This is a genomic window from Intrasporangium mesophilum (assembly GCF_054783095.1).
Window position 1 is genome coordinate 45,280 of sequence record NZ_BAAGRF010000001.1, and the last position, 14,555, is coordinate 59,834.

At 69.7% G+C, this 14,555-nt stretch carries 16 protein-coding genes; 9 read left to right on the top strand and 7 right to left on the bottom strand.

Annotation, left to right across the window (positions count from 1 at the left end; translation table 11 throughout):
• Positions 1-97 precede the first annotated feature (97 nt).
• Both ACYVLP_RS00240 and ACYVLP_RS00245 read right to left on the bottom strand, forming a co-directional pair.
• Entirely contained in the window at positions 98-1,288 is a 1,191-nt protein-coding gene (locus ACYVLP_RS00240; RefSeq protein ID WP_460625342.1) for a threonine synthase, read from the bottom strand.
• Positions 1,289-1,407: 119 nt separating this feature from the next.
• Positions 1,408-2,163 carry a hypothetical protein gene (locus ACYVLP_RS00245; RefSeq protein ID WP_460625343.1) on the bottom strand — a complete coding sequence of 252 codons (756 nt, stop codon included), beginning with the start codon at positions 2,161-2,163 and terminating at the stop codon, positions 1,408-1,410.
• A gap of 181 nt (positions 2,164-2,344) precedes the next feature.
• Here ACYVLP_RS00245 and ACYVLP_RS00250 point away from each other — a divergent pair, with 181 nt between their 5' ends.
• Together ACYVLP_RS00250 and ACYVLP_RS00255 are read left to right on the top strand one after the other, a co-directional pair.
• A complete protein-coding gene (locus ACYVLP_RS00250; RefSeq protein WP_460625344.1) occupies positions 2,345-4,144 on the top strand; it encodes an SLC13 family permease in 1,800 nt (599 codons plus the stop codon).
• 184 nt (positions 4,145-4,328) lie between these two features.
• On the top strand, positions 4,329-4,628 hold the full coding sequence (locus tag ACYVLP_RS00255) for a hypothetical protein (RefSeq protein WP_460625345.1): 300 nt from the start codon (positions 4,329-4,331) through the stop codon (positions 4,626-4,628).
• Positions 4,629-4,656: 28 nt separating this feature from the next.
• Here the strand turns inward: ACYVLP_RS00255 and ACYVLP_RS00260 are convergent, their stop codons facing one another.
• The 3 genes from ACYVLP_RS00260 to ACYVLP_RS00270 all read right to left on the bottom strand — a co-directional run bounded on the left by ACYVLP_RS00260 (position 4,657) and on the right by ACYVLP_RS00270 (position 6,827).
• On the bottom strand, positions 4,657-5,313 hold the full coding sequence (locus ACYVLP_RS00260; protein WP_460625346.1) for a hypothetical protein: 657 nt from the start codon (positions 5,311-5,313) through the stop codon (positions 4,657-4,659).
• Between the two features lie 146 nt (positions 5,314-5,459).
• Positions 5,460-6,137, bottom strand: a complete 678-nt coding sequence (locus ACYVLP_RS00265) for a nucleoside/nucleotide kinase family protein (RefSeq protein WP_460625347.1) — start codon at positions 6,135-6,137, stop codon at positions 5,460-5,462.
• Between the two features lie 6 nt (positions 6,138-6,143).
• Entirely contained in the window at positions 6,144-6,827 is a 684-nt protein-coding gene (locus tag ACYVLP_RS00270) for a DNA alkylation repair protein (RefSeq protein ID WP_460625348.1), read from the bottom strand.
• A gap of 68 nt (positions 6,828-6,895) precedes the next feature.
• On the opposite strand from ACYVLP_RS00270, the gene ACYVLP_RS00275 reads away from it, so the two are divergent.
• Together ACYVLP_RS00275 and ACYVLP_RS00280 are read left to right on the top strand one after the other, a co-directional pair.
• Positions 6,896-7,540 carry a class I SAM-dependent methyltransferase gene (locus ACYVLP_RS00275; protein WP_460625349.1) on the top strand — a complete coding sequence of 215 codons (645 nt, stop codon included), beginning with the start codon at positions 6,896-6,898 and terminating at the stop codon, positions 7,538-7,540.
• A 174-nt stretch (positions 7,541-7,714) separates the two neighbouring features.
• The gene (locus tag ACYVLP_RS00280) at positions 7,715-8,002 is read left to right on the top strand and encodes a hypothetical protein (protein WP_460625350.1); all 288 of its coding nucleotides are present in this window, start codon (positions 7,715-7,717) and stop codon (positions 8,000-8,002) included.
• An 88-nt stretch (positions 8,003-8,090) separates the two neighbouring features.
• Here the strand turns inward: ACYVLP_RS00280 and ACYVLP_RS00285 are convergent, their stop codons facing one another.
• Both ACYVLP_RS00285 and ACYVLP_RS00290 read right to left on the bottom strand, forming a co-directional pair.
• Complete coding sequence (locus ACYVLP_RS00285) at positions 8,091-10,472, bottom strand: phosphoketolase family protein (protein ID WP_460625351.1); 2,382 nt, start codon at positions 10,470-10,472, stop codon at positions 8,091-8,093.
• Between the two features lie 154 nt (positions 10,473-10,626).
• Entirely contained in the window at positions 10,627-10,800 is a 174-nt protein-coding gene (locus ACYVLP_RS00290) for a CsbD family protein (RefSeq protein ID WP_452270761.1), read from the bottom strand.
• 238 nt (positions 10,801-11,038) lie between these two features.
• On the opposite strand from ACYVLP_RS00290, the gene ACYVLP_RS00295 reads away from it, so the two are divergent.
• From ACYVLP_RS00295 to ACYVLP_RS00315, 5 genes are all read left to right on the top strand, one after another.
• Positions 11,039-12,061, top strand: coding sequence for a cation diffusion facilitator family transporter (locus ACYVLP_RS00295; protein WP_460625432.1), 1,023 nt, complete (start codon positions 11,039-11,041; stop codon positions 12,059-12,061).
• Positions 12,058-12,570 carry a methylated-DNA--[protein]-cysteine S-methyltransferase gene (locus ACYVLP_RS00300; RefSeq protein WP_460625352.1) on the top strand — a complete coding sequence of 171 codons (513 nt, stop codon included), beginning with the start codon at positions 12,058-12,060 and terminating at the stop codon, positions 12,568-12,570. Before ACYVLP_RS00295 ends, ACYVLP_RS00300 begins: the two co-directional genes overlap by 4 nt.
• 188 nt (positions 12,571-12,758) lie before the next feature.
• A complete protein-coding gene (locus ACYVLP_RS00305; RefSeq protein ID WP_460625353.1) occupies positions 12,759-13,259 on the top strand; it encodes an RNA polymerase sigma factor in 501 nt (166 codons plus the stop codon).
• Positions 13,252-13,860: a methylated-DNA--[protein]-cysteine S-methyltransferase gene (locus tag ACYVLP_RS00310; protein WP_460625354.1), complete on the top strand. Its 609-nt coding sequence runs from the start codon at positions 13,252-13,254 to the stop codon at positions 13,858-13,860. The genes ACYVLP_RS00305 and ACYVLP_RS00310 overlap by 8 nt, the downstream gene beginning before the upstream one ends.
• A gap of 130 nt (positions 13,861-13,990) precedes the next feature.
• Positions 13,991-14,539, top strand: a complete 549-nt coding sequence (locus ACYVLP_RS00315) for an NUDIX domain-containing protein (RefSeq protein WP_460625355.1) — start codon at positions 13,991-13,993, stop codon at positions 14,537-14,539.
• The last annotated feature ends 16 nt before the right edge of the window (positions 14,540-14,555 follow it).

Below are 14,555 nucleotides of genomic sequence, written 5' to 3' on the forward strand. Positions count from 1 at the left end.
AGCGACACGTGGGCCTCCGCTGAGCCCCGACTCGCCAACGTGCGTGATCATTCGACCGCATCCGGCGTCCCCACGCTTCACCCCAATCGGGGGGTTCTCAGGGCTTCGCAGCCGCCGGGACCTTCGCCGGGCCGGTCTTCAGGCCGCTGCCGCACAAGGGGACCACGACCTCGCCGGTGCGAAGCGCCACGAGGGCGTCCTCGTCCGGACCGGTCGTGCCTGGCGCGGAACGCGCCCGGCCGAGGGCCGCGTAGCAGACGGCGGACGTCGGTTCGACGAAGAGACCCTGCGCCGCGAGATCGGCCTGAGCGACAAGGACCTGGTCGTCGTCGACCGTGACGATCGTCCCCCCGCTGTCGCGGACCGCGGCGAGAATCTGCGCGCCGCGCGGTGGTGCGGTGATAGCAATGCCTTCGGCCACGGTCGGGTGCGTCGGGACCGGGGAGACCTCCTCACGCCCGGCCGACCATGCGACCGCGAGCGGCGCGCATGCGCTGGTCTGGACGGCCACGATGCGCGGGACCCGGTCGATCAGCCCGTGGTGGTGCAGCTCAGCAAACGCGAGCGCGCAGCCGAGCACGAGGGTCCCATTACCCACGGGAACCATGACTACGTCCGGCACGCGGCGGCCGAGCTGCTCCCAGATCTCGTAGCCATACGTCTTGACACCGTGGACGAAGTAGGGGTGGTAGACGTGGCTGGCATAGAACACCCCTGGCTCGTCAGCCGCCTCGCGTGCCGCAGCCGCGGTCGCTGCCCGGTCGCCGTCCACGAGGACGACCTGGGCGCCGTGCGCGTACACCTGGGCCAGCTTGCCGGGAGAGGTGGCGGCGGGGACGAAAACCCGGACGGGCACACCTGCACGGCCCAGATAGGCCGCGGCGGCGGTGCCGGCGTTGCCGCTGGAGTCGGCGATCGCGCCCCGGACACCGAGGCGCCTGGCAGCGGTCGCCAGGACGACGGCGCCACGATCCTTGAACGAGGAGGTCGGCATCAGGAAGTCACACTTGAGAGACACGTCCTGATGGGCGAGCGACGGCACGACCGGGGTGAACCCCTCCCCCAGTGACACGTGCGCGTCGAAGGGGACCGGCATGGTGCTCGCATAGCGCCACATGGAGCTCGGGCCTGCCGGCAGTGCGGCCAGGTCAAGTCGCGTGTCGAACGGCGCCACATCGAGCACGCCTCCGCACTCGCACCTCCACTGCAGTGACGCAGCCGGGTACGTCGTGTCGCATGCGCTGCACACGAGATCAGGCAGCACCTGCGGGTCGGTCTGGACTCCCATGCGGGGCAGTCAAACACGGATCCGTTGAGAGCGGCAGGAGGCACGAGTCCACGCGCGAAGGGCGCGACTCGTGCCTCCTGACCAGACGGATGTGTCCTGCCTCAACTACGTGGCGAGGACTAGGGATTCGCCACCTTCAGCTTGTTGCTCAGTTCGGTGACTTCAGCCTGGAGCGTGCGAACTTCGTTGAGAAGCGTCTCCAGGTTGGCGTTGGCGCTGATGGCTTCACGTGTACCACGCTCCAGCCAGCTGCTGGCCTTCGATGCGCCGCCAGTGACGCTGTTCTTCACCGCGACCGTCCAGGTGTCCTCGGAAATCTGCGCGATCGCGTTGAGAATCGCCTGCTGCTGCTCTGGTGTCATGATGCTTTCCTTCTGGTATGCCGCCCACGTCATGGAAACGTGCTCGCGGTTGCCGGTGTCTGGGCCCTCGCTTTCGCCGGAGAGGCCGTTGCGGTTGTCCTTGTAGGCAGTGACCTGGCCCTGGGCTGAGTCCGCAAGCGGGTCAGCGTCCATCCGGACCACATGGATGTGCCTCTGCCACTTCTTCGGAATGGCCTCGCGGAACCACGCAGCGCAGCCGAGGCTTCTGGCGAGCGTCTCCAGCGTTCGGGCCTGCACGTTGTTCAGCTTCTCGGCGTCGAGGTCCACGACACCGGCCCGGGTGTGGGTGAAACCCGAGTCAGGGTCCCGAAACAGCTCTTCCGTGCTGCCATTGGGCTTGCGAACCAGCTCGCCCTGGAAGCTGCCCGCCCTGAGGATGGGCTGGACGAGGATGTCGGGCCCGGTGATCCGGGCCAGCTCCTCGAGCATGTCCTTGGTCGTTGCGTCGGTCCAGATCCCTCTGAACCCCACAACGTCGAATACGGCGACCATCTGGTGTCCTCCTGTGTGAGGCTGGCCTCGAGGCAGGGGCGCCCCACGAGGCCACATACCAAGTCAGATGCATGGCGACCGCGAACAAATACGCCATCAGGGTCGACGCCGCCGGAGGCAGCGGGCACACTGAGCGGCAGGACTCGGGCGGGACGTCCGACTGTCAGCAGCCGGAGGACCCGTGAGCGACGCGACCTGGAGCCTGGTGGTTCTGGCCGTGACGGTCGCGCTGTTCATCTGGAACCGGTTGTCGGTTGGCCTGGTTGCGGTGATGTGCGCGCTGGCGCTCTACGTGACCGGCGTCGTGGACGCCACCACCGCGGTGTCCGGCTTCGGCGACCCCGTCGTCGTGTTCATCGCGTGCCTGTTCGTCGTGGCCGCAGGGCTCGAGACGGCGGGCGTCACCGCGTGGGCCGGACGCGCGCTGGTGCGCCGGGCCGGCTCGGGACGCACGGTCCTGATGATCTCGTTCATGCTGCTGGCCGCTGTGTTCTCGGCGTTCGTGACGCCCAACGGCTCGGCAGCGGCAATGCTGCCGGTCGTGGTCCTGGCGGCACGGCATACGGGGCTGTCGCCGTCACGCCTGCTGATGCCGTTGTCGTTCGCGGCCATCGCCGGCGCGATGCTCGTGCTGTCGGGCGGTCCGACGAACGTCATCGTCTCGGATGCCCTCGTCGCCGCGACCGGCCAGAGCTTCGGCTTCTTCGAGTTCGGTCTCATGGGCGTGCCGCTGCTCATCGTGACGATTGCGGTCAGCGTGCTCTTCGGAGAGCGTCTGCTGCCGCACCGCAAGCCGGAAGAGACCGTGGCCGACGTGTCCGACCACCTCGAGACGCTGCTCGAGCACTACCGCCTCGAGGAGGGTTTCACCCGCATACGGGTCAGTCCGGGCTCTGGCTTCACCGGGACGGCCCCGGACCAGATCGCGGTGCCCGACGGGCTCACCGTCGTGGGGGTGCAGCACGCCGACGGGGCTCCCGGCGACGTCGGCGAAGTCGTGCGCGCAGGTGACGTCGTGGTGGTCAGCGGCGACACCTCGGATGTCGCGCAGCTCGTCGCGTCCGGAGACGTCGAGGTGGTCGCGACCCCGCTCACCAGGCAGACCAGGGAGGCGCTGCTCGGCCGCGAAGCCGGCGTGGCCGAGGTGGTCGTCCCGCCACGGTCGGCCTTCATCGGGCAGCGCGTCTTCCCAGGACAGGTGCGCTCGGGGCTGACGGTGCTGGCCGTCCGCCGCTTGGGGCGGGACCGAGGCCCGCAGGCCACCAACGCCGCCGAAGGCGACCTGCTCCTGCTGCACGGACCGTGGGCTGCGGTCTCGGCGCTCGCGAAGGACCACGACGTGCTCCTCGTGACCGACCCCGACCTGGTGCGTCAGCAGAACGCGCCGCTCGGTGCGCCGGCCTGGCGGGCCCTCGGCGTCCTTGCCGTCACCGTCGCGCTGCTGGCGACCGGCGCCACGACTCCCGCGATCGCGGGACTCGTCGGGGCCGGAGGCATGGTGCTGACGGGCGTCCTCACGCCGCAACAGCTCTACCGCGCGGTGTCCTGGCAGACGGTCGTGCTCATCGGTGGGCTCATCCCGCTGTCGGTGGCGATCACGACCAGCGGCGCCGCCGACATCGTCGCCGGACACATCGTCGACCTCGTGGAAGGTGGAGGGCCCCGGCTCCTCCTGGCAGCGCTGTTCGTCCTCACGCTCGCGCTCGGCCAGGTGATCTCGAACACCGCGACCGTGCTCGTGATCACGCCGATCGCGCTGGCCGCCGCCCACGATGTCGGCATCGCCGCCGCCCCGGTGCTCATGCTCGTGGTCGTCGCGGGCACGACGTCGTTCCTCACGCCGATATCGACACCGGCCAACATGATCGTCATGGGCCCGGCCGGCTACCGGTTCGGTGACTACTGGAAGCTCGGTCTCGCGACGACCGTCGGCTGGTTCGTCCTCGCGATCACGCTCATCCCGGTCTTCTGGCCCACCTGAGCCTCGACCAGGTGGGCGTGGAAAGCCGGACGAGCCGGCGACGCCCGTTCGAGGTATTCGGGTGGAGGTGATAGGTCGCCGCATGGCGCGACCGGATACCTCGACCCGGATACCTCGACCCGGATGACCCCCAATCGTTGGGACAGGCGCACGGGTGAACAGCTCGTAAGGGAGGATGGCGCACATGGCCAAGCCCCATGCTGGCCCCCGGTTCTTCAAGCGACGCGGCCACGAGCTCACCGTCAAAGACTCCGAGGGTGTCAAGCACCAAGCCCACCTGGAGCGAGTGGATGCCGACTCCGGGCAGCCCGTCACTCAGGACGACGGAGCGTTCGCGTTCGGATACTGCAAGAGCTGCGACTGGACCGGCCCCGCGCGCCGGGCCCGCGACAAGGCTCGCCGGGACGCGAAGGCGCACATGGACGAGTGCCCCGAGGGCAAGGGCAAGATCCGCATCGGCATCAGCGAGGGCGACCCTCGATAAGCCCACGCATCGTATGCCGCAGGCGCTCCTAGGGTGAGCTGGTGCGGCTCGGATCCGGCGGCGTCTCAGTGCCCTTCGCGCTGCCCCTGGGTGTGGGCTCGCCGCCGGGGCGGCTCACCAGACGGGTGTGGATCTCGTGGATGCGCGCATGCAGCACCTCCTGGCGGGCCAGGTGCTCACGGTGGAGCTCGGCGATGATCTCCTTGGTCGGCTTGCCGCCCATGAAGTCCGGGTGGTGGCGCCAGCACAGGTAGAACTGCCCGCCCGCGGCGGGATGGTTTCCGACGCGCCAGCAGCCTGGGTGGTGGCAGTTGTACTTCTTGACCAGCTGGTAGACCCCCGTGCTGACCGCGCCGACCAGCGTCAGCTCGGCGATGTCGGACCCGATGCCGGACCAGAACCCGTAGTAGGGCCCGGTGAGGTCCGTCAGCCCGGTGTGGACCGCCAGCCAGCTGTCCACGTCTGTCGCGTGGACGATCCACACCACAGCAGCCCCCAGCAGGGCCACGGCGATGGCGATCAGGGCGCCGAGACGAAGCCTTCTCTGGCGCCCGAAGCTGACTCGCTCCGGAGCCGGCGCCGGCGCCGGCAGCGGGAGCCGGTCAGACGACGCGTCCGGTCCAGCCGAGGCTGAGGCGCCTTCCGCCGGAGGCGGCGACGAGGGTGCAGGACTGTTCGTGGACATGGCTCCCACAGACGAAGGTGCGATGAGGCGATGCCGTCTCGGTAGCCGAGGCTACGCCCCAGTATCGCAGCCCCTCCCGCCCACAGTTGGGTCCGCACCAGCCGCCGCCCGTCCGCTGCCCGTCCCGATGCCCGCCCCGCCGCCCGTCACGCGTCGGTCGTCAGCCAGCCACGAGGCGAGTTCACGACGAGCCGGTCGGCCCGGTCGGCCGACCCCACCACGAGCGCGGCGTTGGTCTCGTCCGAGCCCATGACCCACTCGGTGGCGTCGTCTCGGCTCTTGCCGAACTGGACATGTCGGTCGATGAGACGGCTGACCCGCACCTCGTCGTCGGCCGCGACGTACCAGACCTGGTGCAGCTGCGCCCGGGCGCGGATCCACGGCTCCTGGTCCAGCAGCAGGTAGTTGCCCTCGGTGACGACGAGCTTCGCGGACGGAGCGATGACGAGGGATGCTGCCAGCGGCTGCTCGAGCGTGCGCTCGAAGCCCGGAACGTAGATCACCTCGTCCGGATGGCTGCGCACACGCTCCAAGAGGTGGGCGTACCCGGCGACGTCGAAGGTGTCGGGGGCTCCCTTGCGGGACAGAGCGCCGAGACCTCGCAGCTGCACGTCAGCCAGATGGAACCCATCCATCGGCAGGTGGGCGACCCAGTCAGCGCCCCGAGTCCGCGCCACCTGCGCGATGAGGGCCTCGACGAAGGTCGTCTTCCCGGCTCCCGGGGCACCCGCCACTCCGAGGACCACGCGTCGCCCGTCGACGACGAGGCCCGCCGCAAGCTCGGCGAGCCTCGAGAGGCCGGGTGAGCCACCGCCTGACGTCACGGCGCGCTACGAGTCCCGGCGGCGCACCATCTCGGCGATCCAGACGGGCGCGAACGGCGAGGTGCAGTTCGGCGGGGTCGGGTAGTCCTTGAGCACCTCCAGCCGCTCGCCGATGTCCATCGCACGGGCGCGAAGCTCGGGATGCTCGATCCCGATCTGGGCGAGGCACGTGTTCATGGCCCACTGCAGGCGCGAGGGGGCCCCCTTCATCTCGGCCTCGATGACGTCGAGCAGACCAGGCAGGTCGAGGCCTTGCGGGCTCTTGGCCACCCGGTCGGCGGTCAGCGCCCAGCCCGCGCTCGCGACAACCGGATCGGTGTCGGCGAGCCAGGAAACACGCAGCTCCTCGCAGTGCGGGCTCTTCTTCACGACGTAGCCCACGAGCCAGTCGTGCACCTTGGGAGTGCGCGCCTCGCGCAGCATCGCGTCCAGCTCGTCCCGCCCGAACGCCTTGGGCCGGCAGATCAGGATCGCCAGGAGCTTCGCCGCTGTGTCGTCGGTCTGCCAGAGCGCGAGAGCGAGGTCCTGCTGTGTCTTGAGCCGTTTGGCGAGGGCACGCAGCTGGCCGAGGTTGACGGCGTGGTCGTCCCCGTGCCTCGTGTTGACCTCGAGCGCCTTCGGGTCCTGCATCGCGGCCAGCTCGGCCATCACCTCGGCGACCGTCACCTCGCCCACTGTCGTCCCAGCCATCTCAGCCTCCCTGTCGCGGTGGTGCCTCCCTCGAACTCTAGAGGCGGCCGAGGTCTACCGTCCCAAGGGTGGACCGTGCTCGGATCGGCTACGGGCTCATGTACCGGCTCCGCCTACGGCCTTGGGAGATCGATGCAGACCCGCCCGAGCTCGTGGCCGCGGCGACGGCACCGCGCGAGGTCCGCGGGCAGGCGTCGCCGCGCGCGCTCGACCTGGGCTGCGGCTCCGGTCGGCAGAGCCTGCTGCTCGCCCGTCACGGCTGGGACGTCGTGGGCGTCGACTTCGTCGAGCAAGCGGTCCACACGGCACGCCAGCGCCTCAGCGAGGCCGGCCTGCCCGGACGATTTGTCGTCGGAGACGTGCGGCGTCTGGACGAGCTCGACCTGGGCGGTCCGTTCGACCTCGTGCTGGACCTCAAGTGCTTCCACGGGCTGAAGGCGCCCGACCGCGAGCGGTACGTGAGGGCCGTGGCCTCCGTCGTGACGCCCGGCGGCACCTACCTGCTGTTCGCGCTGCCACCGAGCACCACTCGGCGGCTGCTCGGCGCGCCAGCGGGCGTCGGGCAGCAGGAGGTCGCCGAGCTCTTCGAGGCTGACTTCACCATGGTGGGCGCGGGACGGCGGTCGGCCGGCCTCTTCACGCCGGTGGCGTACCGGATGCGCCGTCGGGGCGCCCTCGGAGCGCAGACGGACCAGGCGCCTGACCGGCCTTGACCGGCCTTGAACGGCGCCGACCGGCACCACGCAGCGCCCGACTCCGAGAGCCAGCCCAGAACGACCTGCCAATCTCCTGAGGATCGGAACGACACGCCGCGCAGCCTCGAACGCGAGCCCCGGAACCGGCGTCTCCGTCTGGGGCTCAGACGGGGCCCCAAGGAGGAAACGGCCATGCGAACTCGTCTTATCGCGGCCATCGGAGTCAGCCTCGCCAGCATCGCCATCGCGGGCGCGGCACCGGCTCTGGCCAGCGGCAACCCGGCCGGCACCGGCCCCCCGAGCCAGTCCTGTCAGGACATCGAGGCTGCCGGGGGCACCACCCCGGGGAACGCCGCCTCGTCACCGGGATCGCCCTTCAACGAGCCCGGCATCAACTCGACGCTCGGAGGCACGGGCGGCCAGAACTACAGCCCCAGCTCCCAGTACGACGTGGCCTGCTACCACGTGTCCCAGCACTAGGCGGAAGTCGAAACCACCGCCGAACGTGACGTATGCCGTGGGCCTCGCCCCACGGCATACGTTAAGCACCGCTGCAGCGGCGACCCGCTCAGCCGCGCTCGTCCTCGGGCGTCCGCACCCAGTCGCGCACCTCGGGCATGTCCTCGAGGTGGTCGACGATGTACGTCTCGTGCCGCTCGAGCTGGGACTCGCACCATGACTTGAGGTCGCTCGCGCCCCGCACCTGCCGGCGCGTGTTGTTGATCGCGTCGATGACGAGGTGGTAGCGGTCGACCTCGTTGCGGACGACCATGTCGAACGGCGTCGTCGTCGTGCCCTCCTCGCTGAAACCGCGCACATGGAAGCGGTCGGCGTCCGGGCGCCCGTGGACGAGCTGATGGATCGCGCCGGAGTAGCCGTGGAAGGCGAAGACGACGTCGACCGAGTCGGTGAACAGCTCCGCGAACCGCACGTCGTCCATCCCGTGCGGGTGGCTCCGCTTCCGGGGCAGGGTCATGAGGTCGACGATGTTGACGACACGGACCCGCAGCTGAGGCAGACGCTGCCTCAGGATCTCGGCCGCAGCGACGACCTCCATCGTCACCACGTCCCCTGCGCAGGCGAGCACGATGTCCGGGTCCCGCGACCCGTCGTCCGTGCCGGCCCAGTCCCAGATCCCGCCTCCCGCCGCGCAGTGCGCGAGGGCCTCGTCCATCGTCAGCCACTGCGGCTGTGGCTGCTTGTCGATGACGATGAGGTTGACGTAGTTGCGCGAACGGAAGCAGTGATCGGCAACGGACAGAAGGCAGTTCGCGTCCGGCGGCAGGTAGATCCGAGACACGTCCCCACGCGCGTTGAGCACGGTGGTGATGAGTCCCGGACCCTGGTGCGAGAAGCCGTTGTGGTCGTTGCGCCACGTTGTCGACGTCAGCAGGATGTTGAGGCTGGGCACCTTGGCGCGCCAGTCGAGGTGGTTCGCCTCCTGCAGCCACTTGCAGTGCTGCACGGTCATCGAGGCGCTGACCATGGCGAACGCCTCGTAGGTCGCGAACAGCCCGTGTCGGCCGGTGAGGTTGTACCCCTCGAGCCAGCCGTGACAGGCGTGCTCGGACAGGACCTCCATGACCCGGCCCTCGTGCGAGATCTTCTCGTCGTCGTCGACGATGCGCTCGGCGAGCATCCGGTCGGAGACGTCGAACACCGCGCCGATGCGGTTGCTGTTCGTCTCGTCGGGACAGAACAGCCGGAACGTCGTCGGGTTGCGGCGGTAGAGCTCGCGCATCATCTCGCCGAGCGCGCGGGTCGACTCGGCGCGTACCGTCGCCGGCGAGGGCACGTCTCGGGCGAACTCGCGGTAGTCGGGGATGTCGAGATCCGTCGTCAGCACGCCGCCGTTCGCGTGGGGCGACGCGCTCATGCGCAGGTCACCGGATGGATTCGCCTGCAGCACAAGTGGAACCGGCGCCCCGTGCTCGTCAAAGAGCTCCTCCGGACGGTACGACTTCAGCCACGCCTCGAGCTGCTCGAGGTGGGCCGGGTTCTCCTTGACGCCTGACAGCGGCACCTGGTGGGAGCGCCACGTCCCGGTGACGCGGACGCCGTCGACCTCCTCCGGACCGGTCCAGCCCTTGGGCGTCCGCAGCACGATGAGCGGCCAGTACGGCCGCCGGCCGTCCCAGTCGCCGCCACGCGCGGATGCCTGGATCGCGGTGATGCGGTCATATGCCGTCGCGAGCGTCTCCGCGAACCGTTCGTGCATGCCGGGCAGGTCGTCGCCCTCGACCTCGAGCACGTCGTAGCCGTGCCCCTCGAGGTAGCTGCGCACCTCGGCGGGGTCCTTGCGGCCCATGACCGTGGGGCCGGCGATCTTCGCGCCGTTGAGATGCAGGATCGGCAGGACCGCACCGTCACGCCTCGGGTTGAGGAACGAGACACCGTTCCAGGAGCCCGCCAGCGGGCCCGTCTCCGCCTCGCCGTCACCCACGACCGCGAGCGCGAGCAGGTCGGGGTTGTCCATGACGGCCCCGAAAGCGTGGGAAAGGACGTAGCCGAGCTCGCCGCCCTCGTGGATCGAGCCCGGTGTCGTCACCGACACGTGGCTGGGTATGCCGCCGGGCGCGGAGAACTGCCGGAACAGCCGTCGCAGGCCGGCCAGGTCGCAGGTGACGTTGGGGTACGTCTCGGTGTACGTGCCCTCGAGGTAGCCGGCGGCGACGAGCGCCGGGCCGCCGTGCCCGGGTCCGGTGAGGTAGATCGTCTCCTGGCCGGTATGCCGGATGATCCGCGACATGTGCGCGTAGGCGAAGGACAGGCCCGGGCTCGTGCCCCAGTGCCCGAGCAGCCGCGGCTTGATGTGCTCCGGCGCAAGGGGCTCGTGCAGGAGCGGGTTGTCCTGGAGGTAGATCTGGCCGATGGTCAGGTAGTTGTTGGCCCGCCACCAGGCATCCATCGCCGCGATCTCGTCTGCGGTGGCTGCGGGGACGGTGGGCACGGTTGTCGTTGTCACAGGGTGCCGCCTCTCGACCGAAGAGCTCGGGGGTTCAGAACGAGCCTCACGGACTCAGCGGATGGCCGCAAGGCCTCGCCCCGAGACGGGTGTATCCGCGTGCCGGCGTGGGCGCGCGGATACACCTCGTGCGTTCAGCTCAGCTCTTGAACGCGTCCTTGACGTGCTCGCCCCGTTGCTTGAGGTCGGCCGCTGCCTGGTCGCGCTTGCCTTCGGCCTCGAGCCGCTCGTTGTCGGTCGCCTTGCCGGCGGCCTCCTTGGCCTTGCCCTTCACGTCCTGGCCGGCGTTCTTGGCCTTGTCTGCGTTACCCATGTGCGGACACTCCTTTCGCATCCATTCGGACACAGGCCTCCCTACCCGTTTCGGTCATCCGCTCACCAGCCAGACGGTGGACATGGACGAGACAGTCGGTGCCCTTTGCGACACTGGAGGGGTGTCACAGCCCTCCACGCAGCCCCCCGAGCAGTCCGAGTCATCGCCCGAGTCATCCCCCGAGTCATCGCCCGAGTCGTCATCGCCTCAGCCCGCGCAGTCCACGTCGGCGAGCCGCGTGCAGCGGCCGCACGACCTGAGCAGGTTCGCGTACCTGTCGATCGCGGCGGCGATCGTGACGATCACGCTCAAGGTGATCGCCTGGCAGATCACCGGCTCGGTGGGACTGCTGTCCGACGCTGCGGAGTCGGTGGTCAACCTCGTCGCCGCCGTCGCTGTGCTCATCGCGCTCAAGGTCGCGGCCATGCCCGCGGACAAGAACCACCATTTCGGCCACACCAAGGCGGAGTACTTCTCGGCGGCGATCGAGGGGGTCATGATCTTCGTCGCGGCCCTGGTCATCATGTGGACGGCGGTCGACCGGTTCCTGCACCCGCAGGCGCTGGAGAACGTCGGCCTCGGCCTCGCCATCTCCGTCGTCGCCTCGATGGTCAACGGCGTCGTCGCCGTCGTGCTGCTCCGAGCGGGGCGCCGCTACCGCTCCCTGACCCTGACGGCAGACGGCAAGCACCTCATGACGGACGTGTGGACCTCGGCCGGCGTCGTCGTCGGCGTCCTCATCGTGGCACTGACGGGTGTGGCCCGGCTCGACCCGGTCGTTGCCTTCCTCGTCGGTCTGAACATCGTCTGGACGGGCTGGAAGCTGATCCGCGAGTCCACCGAGGGCCTCATGGACATCTCGATGTCGAAGGAGGACAACCGCGCGATCGCCGACATCCTCACGAGGTTCGTCACGAGCGAGGTCCACTTCCACGCGCTGCGCACCCGTGAGTCCGGTCACCACCGTTTCGCCGAGGTGCACGTCCTCGTGCCGGGCGCCTGGACCGTGCGGCAGGGACACGACCTGGTCGAGGAGGTCGAGGCGGCGGTGCACCGCGACTTCGGGGAGATCGCGCTGACGTGCCATCTCGAGCCGAAGGAGGACCCGCGGGCGTACGGCGACTACTCGGCCGAGTTCCCGGTGCCGACGCACGAGGACATCCTCGCCGCGCACGAGCCCGTGACCCGGTCCCGCGGCGCGACGAGCACGACCCGGCGCGGCCCGTCCAGCGCGACGACTCCGGGTGGCGACCTGCTGTGAGCCGCAGCCATGTGGTCCTGCCCTCGCCCCTCGGCGAGCTCACTGTCGTCGCCGAGGACGGCGCGATCACGCACCTGCTCATGGATGCAGCGAGGCACCGGCCGGACGACGCGGAGGTCTACGGACCGGTGGGCGACATCGCGGAGGAACCCTTCGCGTCGGCGAGCGTGCAGCTGGCGGCGTACTTCACCGGTGCGCTGACCACCTTCGACCTGCCGCTCGCACCCCAGGGCGACGACTTCCACCAGAAGGTGTGGGCGCTGCTGCGCGAGATCCCGTACGGCGAGACCCGCAGCTACGGCGATCTCGCACGCGCGCTCGGCGACCGCAACCTCGCCCAGGCAGTCGGGTCGGCCAACGGCCGCAACCCCATCTCCATCGTCGTCCCCTGCCACCGGGTCATCGGCAGCGACGGCTCTCTGGTCGGGTATGCCGGTGGGCTCGACCGCAAGCGGTACCTCCTCGCGCTCGAGGAGCCTCCCGCGGACCAGGTCGGCCGGCTCTTCTGACCTCGAGCTCACTCGACTCACTGCCCGCCGCCCCACCCAGGTCGAGTGGGCGCTCCGTCACACCAGCCCCAGCAGCCCCAGCAGCCCTGTGACAGGTGGGACCACGCGCTCACTCGACTGGATCTGGCGGGGCTGGTGCGATGCTGGGCCCGACCTCACACTTTCGCGGGCTGGAGCGTCTACCGGACATGAGGACACCGTTCGAGCAGGCCGTCACCGACCACGGGGCCGTGGTGCTGCGGGTCTGCCGCGCCGTCCTGGGCCCCATCGAAGCCGACGACGCGTGGTCAGAGACCTTCCTGTCGGCGTTGCGTGCCTGGCCGGACCTGCCGGACGACGCGAACGTCCGGGCCTGGCTCGTCACCATCGCCCACCGCAAGGCGCTCGACGTGGTCCGGGCCGAGAGGCGGCATGCGCTGCCGGTCGAGTCGGTGCCCGACCGCCCGGGCCCACAGGCGGACCAGCCCGATGCTGATCTACCCGACGACGCTCTGTGGTCGGCGCTGGCCCAGCTGCCCCCGAAGCAGCGCCAGTGCGTGGCCTACCACCACGTCGCCGGCCTGCCACACCAGGAGGTCGCCGTCATCGTCGGAGGCACCGCAGCGGCCGCACGCCGCGCCGCCGCCGACGGCATCGCGCGACTTCGCGAGACCTATCTCACCCGTGAGGAAGTGAGTTCCTATGTCTGACAATGTGATTCAGCTACTGTCCAATCCCGGCGCCGGTGACGCCGAGCGCCTTGTGGCCCTGCACGATGCGCTCGTCGAGCGCGCCACCGCTGCAGAGATCGTCGACGTCACCTACCGCACCGTCGACTCCCCTGTCGGGCCCCTGCTGCTCGCCGCGACCGACGCCGGCACCGTCCGCGTCGCGTACGCCGTCGAAGACCACGACCGCGTGCTGGAGACCCTGGGCAGGCACATCGGGACGCGAATCCTCAAGAGTGGCAAGCGTTTCGACCAGCTCGTGCAAGAGCTGGACGAGTATTTCAACGGCCAGCGCCACACCTTCGAGACTCCCGTCGACCTTCGCCTCGCGCACGGGTTCCGCCTCTCCGTGCTCCAGCACCTGCGCGACATCCCTTACGGCTCCACCGAGAGCTACGCCCAGGTCGCTGCGGCCGCGGGCAGCCCCAGGGCAGTCCGGGCCGTCGGGTCGGCCTGCGCGACAAACCCAGTCCCGATCGTGGTGCCGTGTCACCGGGTGGTCCGCTCGGACGGCAGCCTCGGCGGGTACCTCGGCGGCATCGCAGTGAAGGAGCGGCTGCTCGGCCTGGAGTCCGCCGCCTGACCTCGCAGGGGCGATCCCCCCGGACGCTGTGATCTTGCTCCGTATTCCGGAGCAAGATCACAGTGCGCGAGGCTCCCACCTGCGAGGCGCGCGGATGGCACCATTCCGGCATGGCTGACGGGACGCGACGATGAGCTGGCCGGTGCGGCATACCCGCGTGGCGTACGAGAACCGTTGGCTGACCGTCCGGGAGGACGCGGTCGTCCGGCCGGACGGCACCGACGGCATCTACGGGGTCGTCGAGCTCCGCCGACCGGCAGTGTTCGTCGTAGCCCTGACCGACGAGGACGAGGTTGTCCTCGTCACGGTCGACCGCCACACCGTGGGGCTCTCGCTCGAGGTGCCAGCGGGTGGCACCGACGGCGAGGACCCGCTGCTGGCGGCGCAGCGCGAGCTCGCCGAGGAGACCGGCCTCGCCGCGCACACGTGGCGCCAGGTAGGCGTCATGAACGCCCTCAACGGCGTATGCCGAGCGCCCGAGCTGGTCTTCCTCGCAACCCGCCTGTATCCCACCCCGGCCGTCGACCACGACGCATCGCGCGCCGAGGAGGGCATCCAGGCGGTCTCACGGGTCCCGGTCGCCGAGGTGCTTCGACGGCTCTCCGAAGGATCGATCACGGACGGCGAGACGGTCGCCGCGCTCATGTTCGCCCTGGTGGCGCTGGGTCGCGTGCACTGACCTGGTGCATTTCGCC

Excerpts from the sequence above, each read along its gene's own strand:
- ACYVLP_RS00270 (WP_460625348.1), bottom strand. The coding sequence starts at position 6,827 with ATGGCTGGGACGACAGTGGGCGAGGTGACGGTCGCCGAGGTGATGGCC.
- ACYVLP_RS00245 (WP_460625343.1), bottom strand. The coding sequence starts at position 2,163 with ATGGTCGCCGTATTCGACGTTGTGGGGTTCAGAGGGATCTGGACCGAC.
- ACYVLP_RS00315 (WP_460625355.1), top strand. The coding sequence starts at position 13,991 with ATGAGCTGGCCGGTGCGGCATACCCGCGTGGCGTACGAGAACCGTTGG.
- ACYVLP_RS00260 (WP_460625346.1), bottom strand. The coding sequence starts at position 5,313 with ATGTCCACGAACAGTCCTGCACCCTCGTCGCCGCCTCCGGCGGAAGGC.
- ACYVLP_RS00280 (WP_460625350.1), top strand. The coding sequence starts at position 7,715 with ATGCGAACTCGTCTTATCGCGGCCATCGGAGTCAGCCTCGCCAGCATC.
- ACYVLP_RS00240 (WP_460625342.1), bottom strand. The coding sequence starts at position 1,288 with ATGGGAGTCCAGACCGACCCGCAGGTGCTGCCTGATCTCGTGTGCAGC.
- ACYVLP_RS00310 (WP_460625354.1), top strand. The coding sequence starts at position 13,252 with ATGTCTGACAATGTGATTCAGCTACTGTCCAATCCCGGCGCCGGTGAC.
- ACYVLP_RS00290 (WP_452270761.1), bottom strand. The coding sequence starts at position 10,800 with ATGGGTAACGCAGACAAGGCCAAGAACGCCGGCCAGGACGTGAAGGGC.
- ACYVLP_RS00305 (WP_460625353.1), top strand. The coding sequence starts at position 12,759 with ATGAGGACACCGTTCGAGCAGGCCGTCACCGACCACGGGGCCGTGGTG.
- ACYVLP_RS00255 (WP_460625345.1), top strand. The coding sequence starts at position 4,329 with ATGGCCAAGCCCCATGCTGGCCCCCGGTTCTTCAAGCGACGCGGCCAC.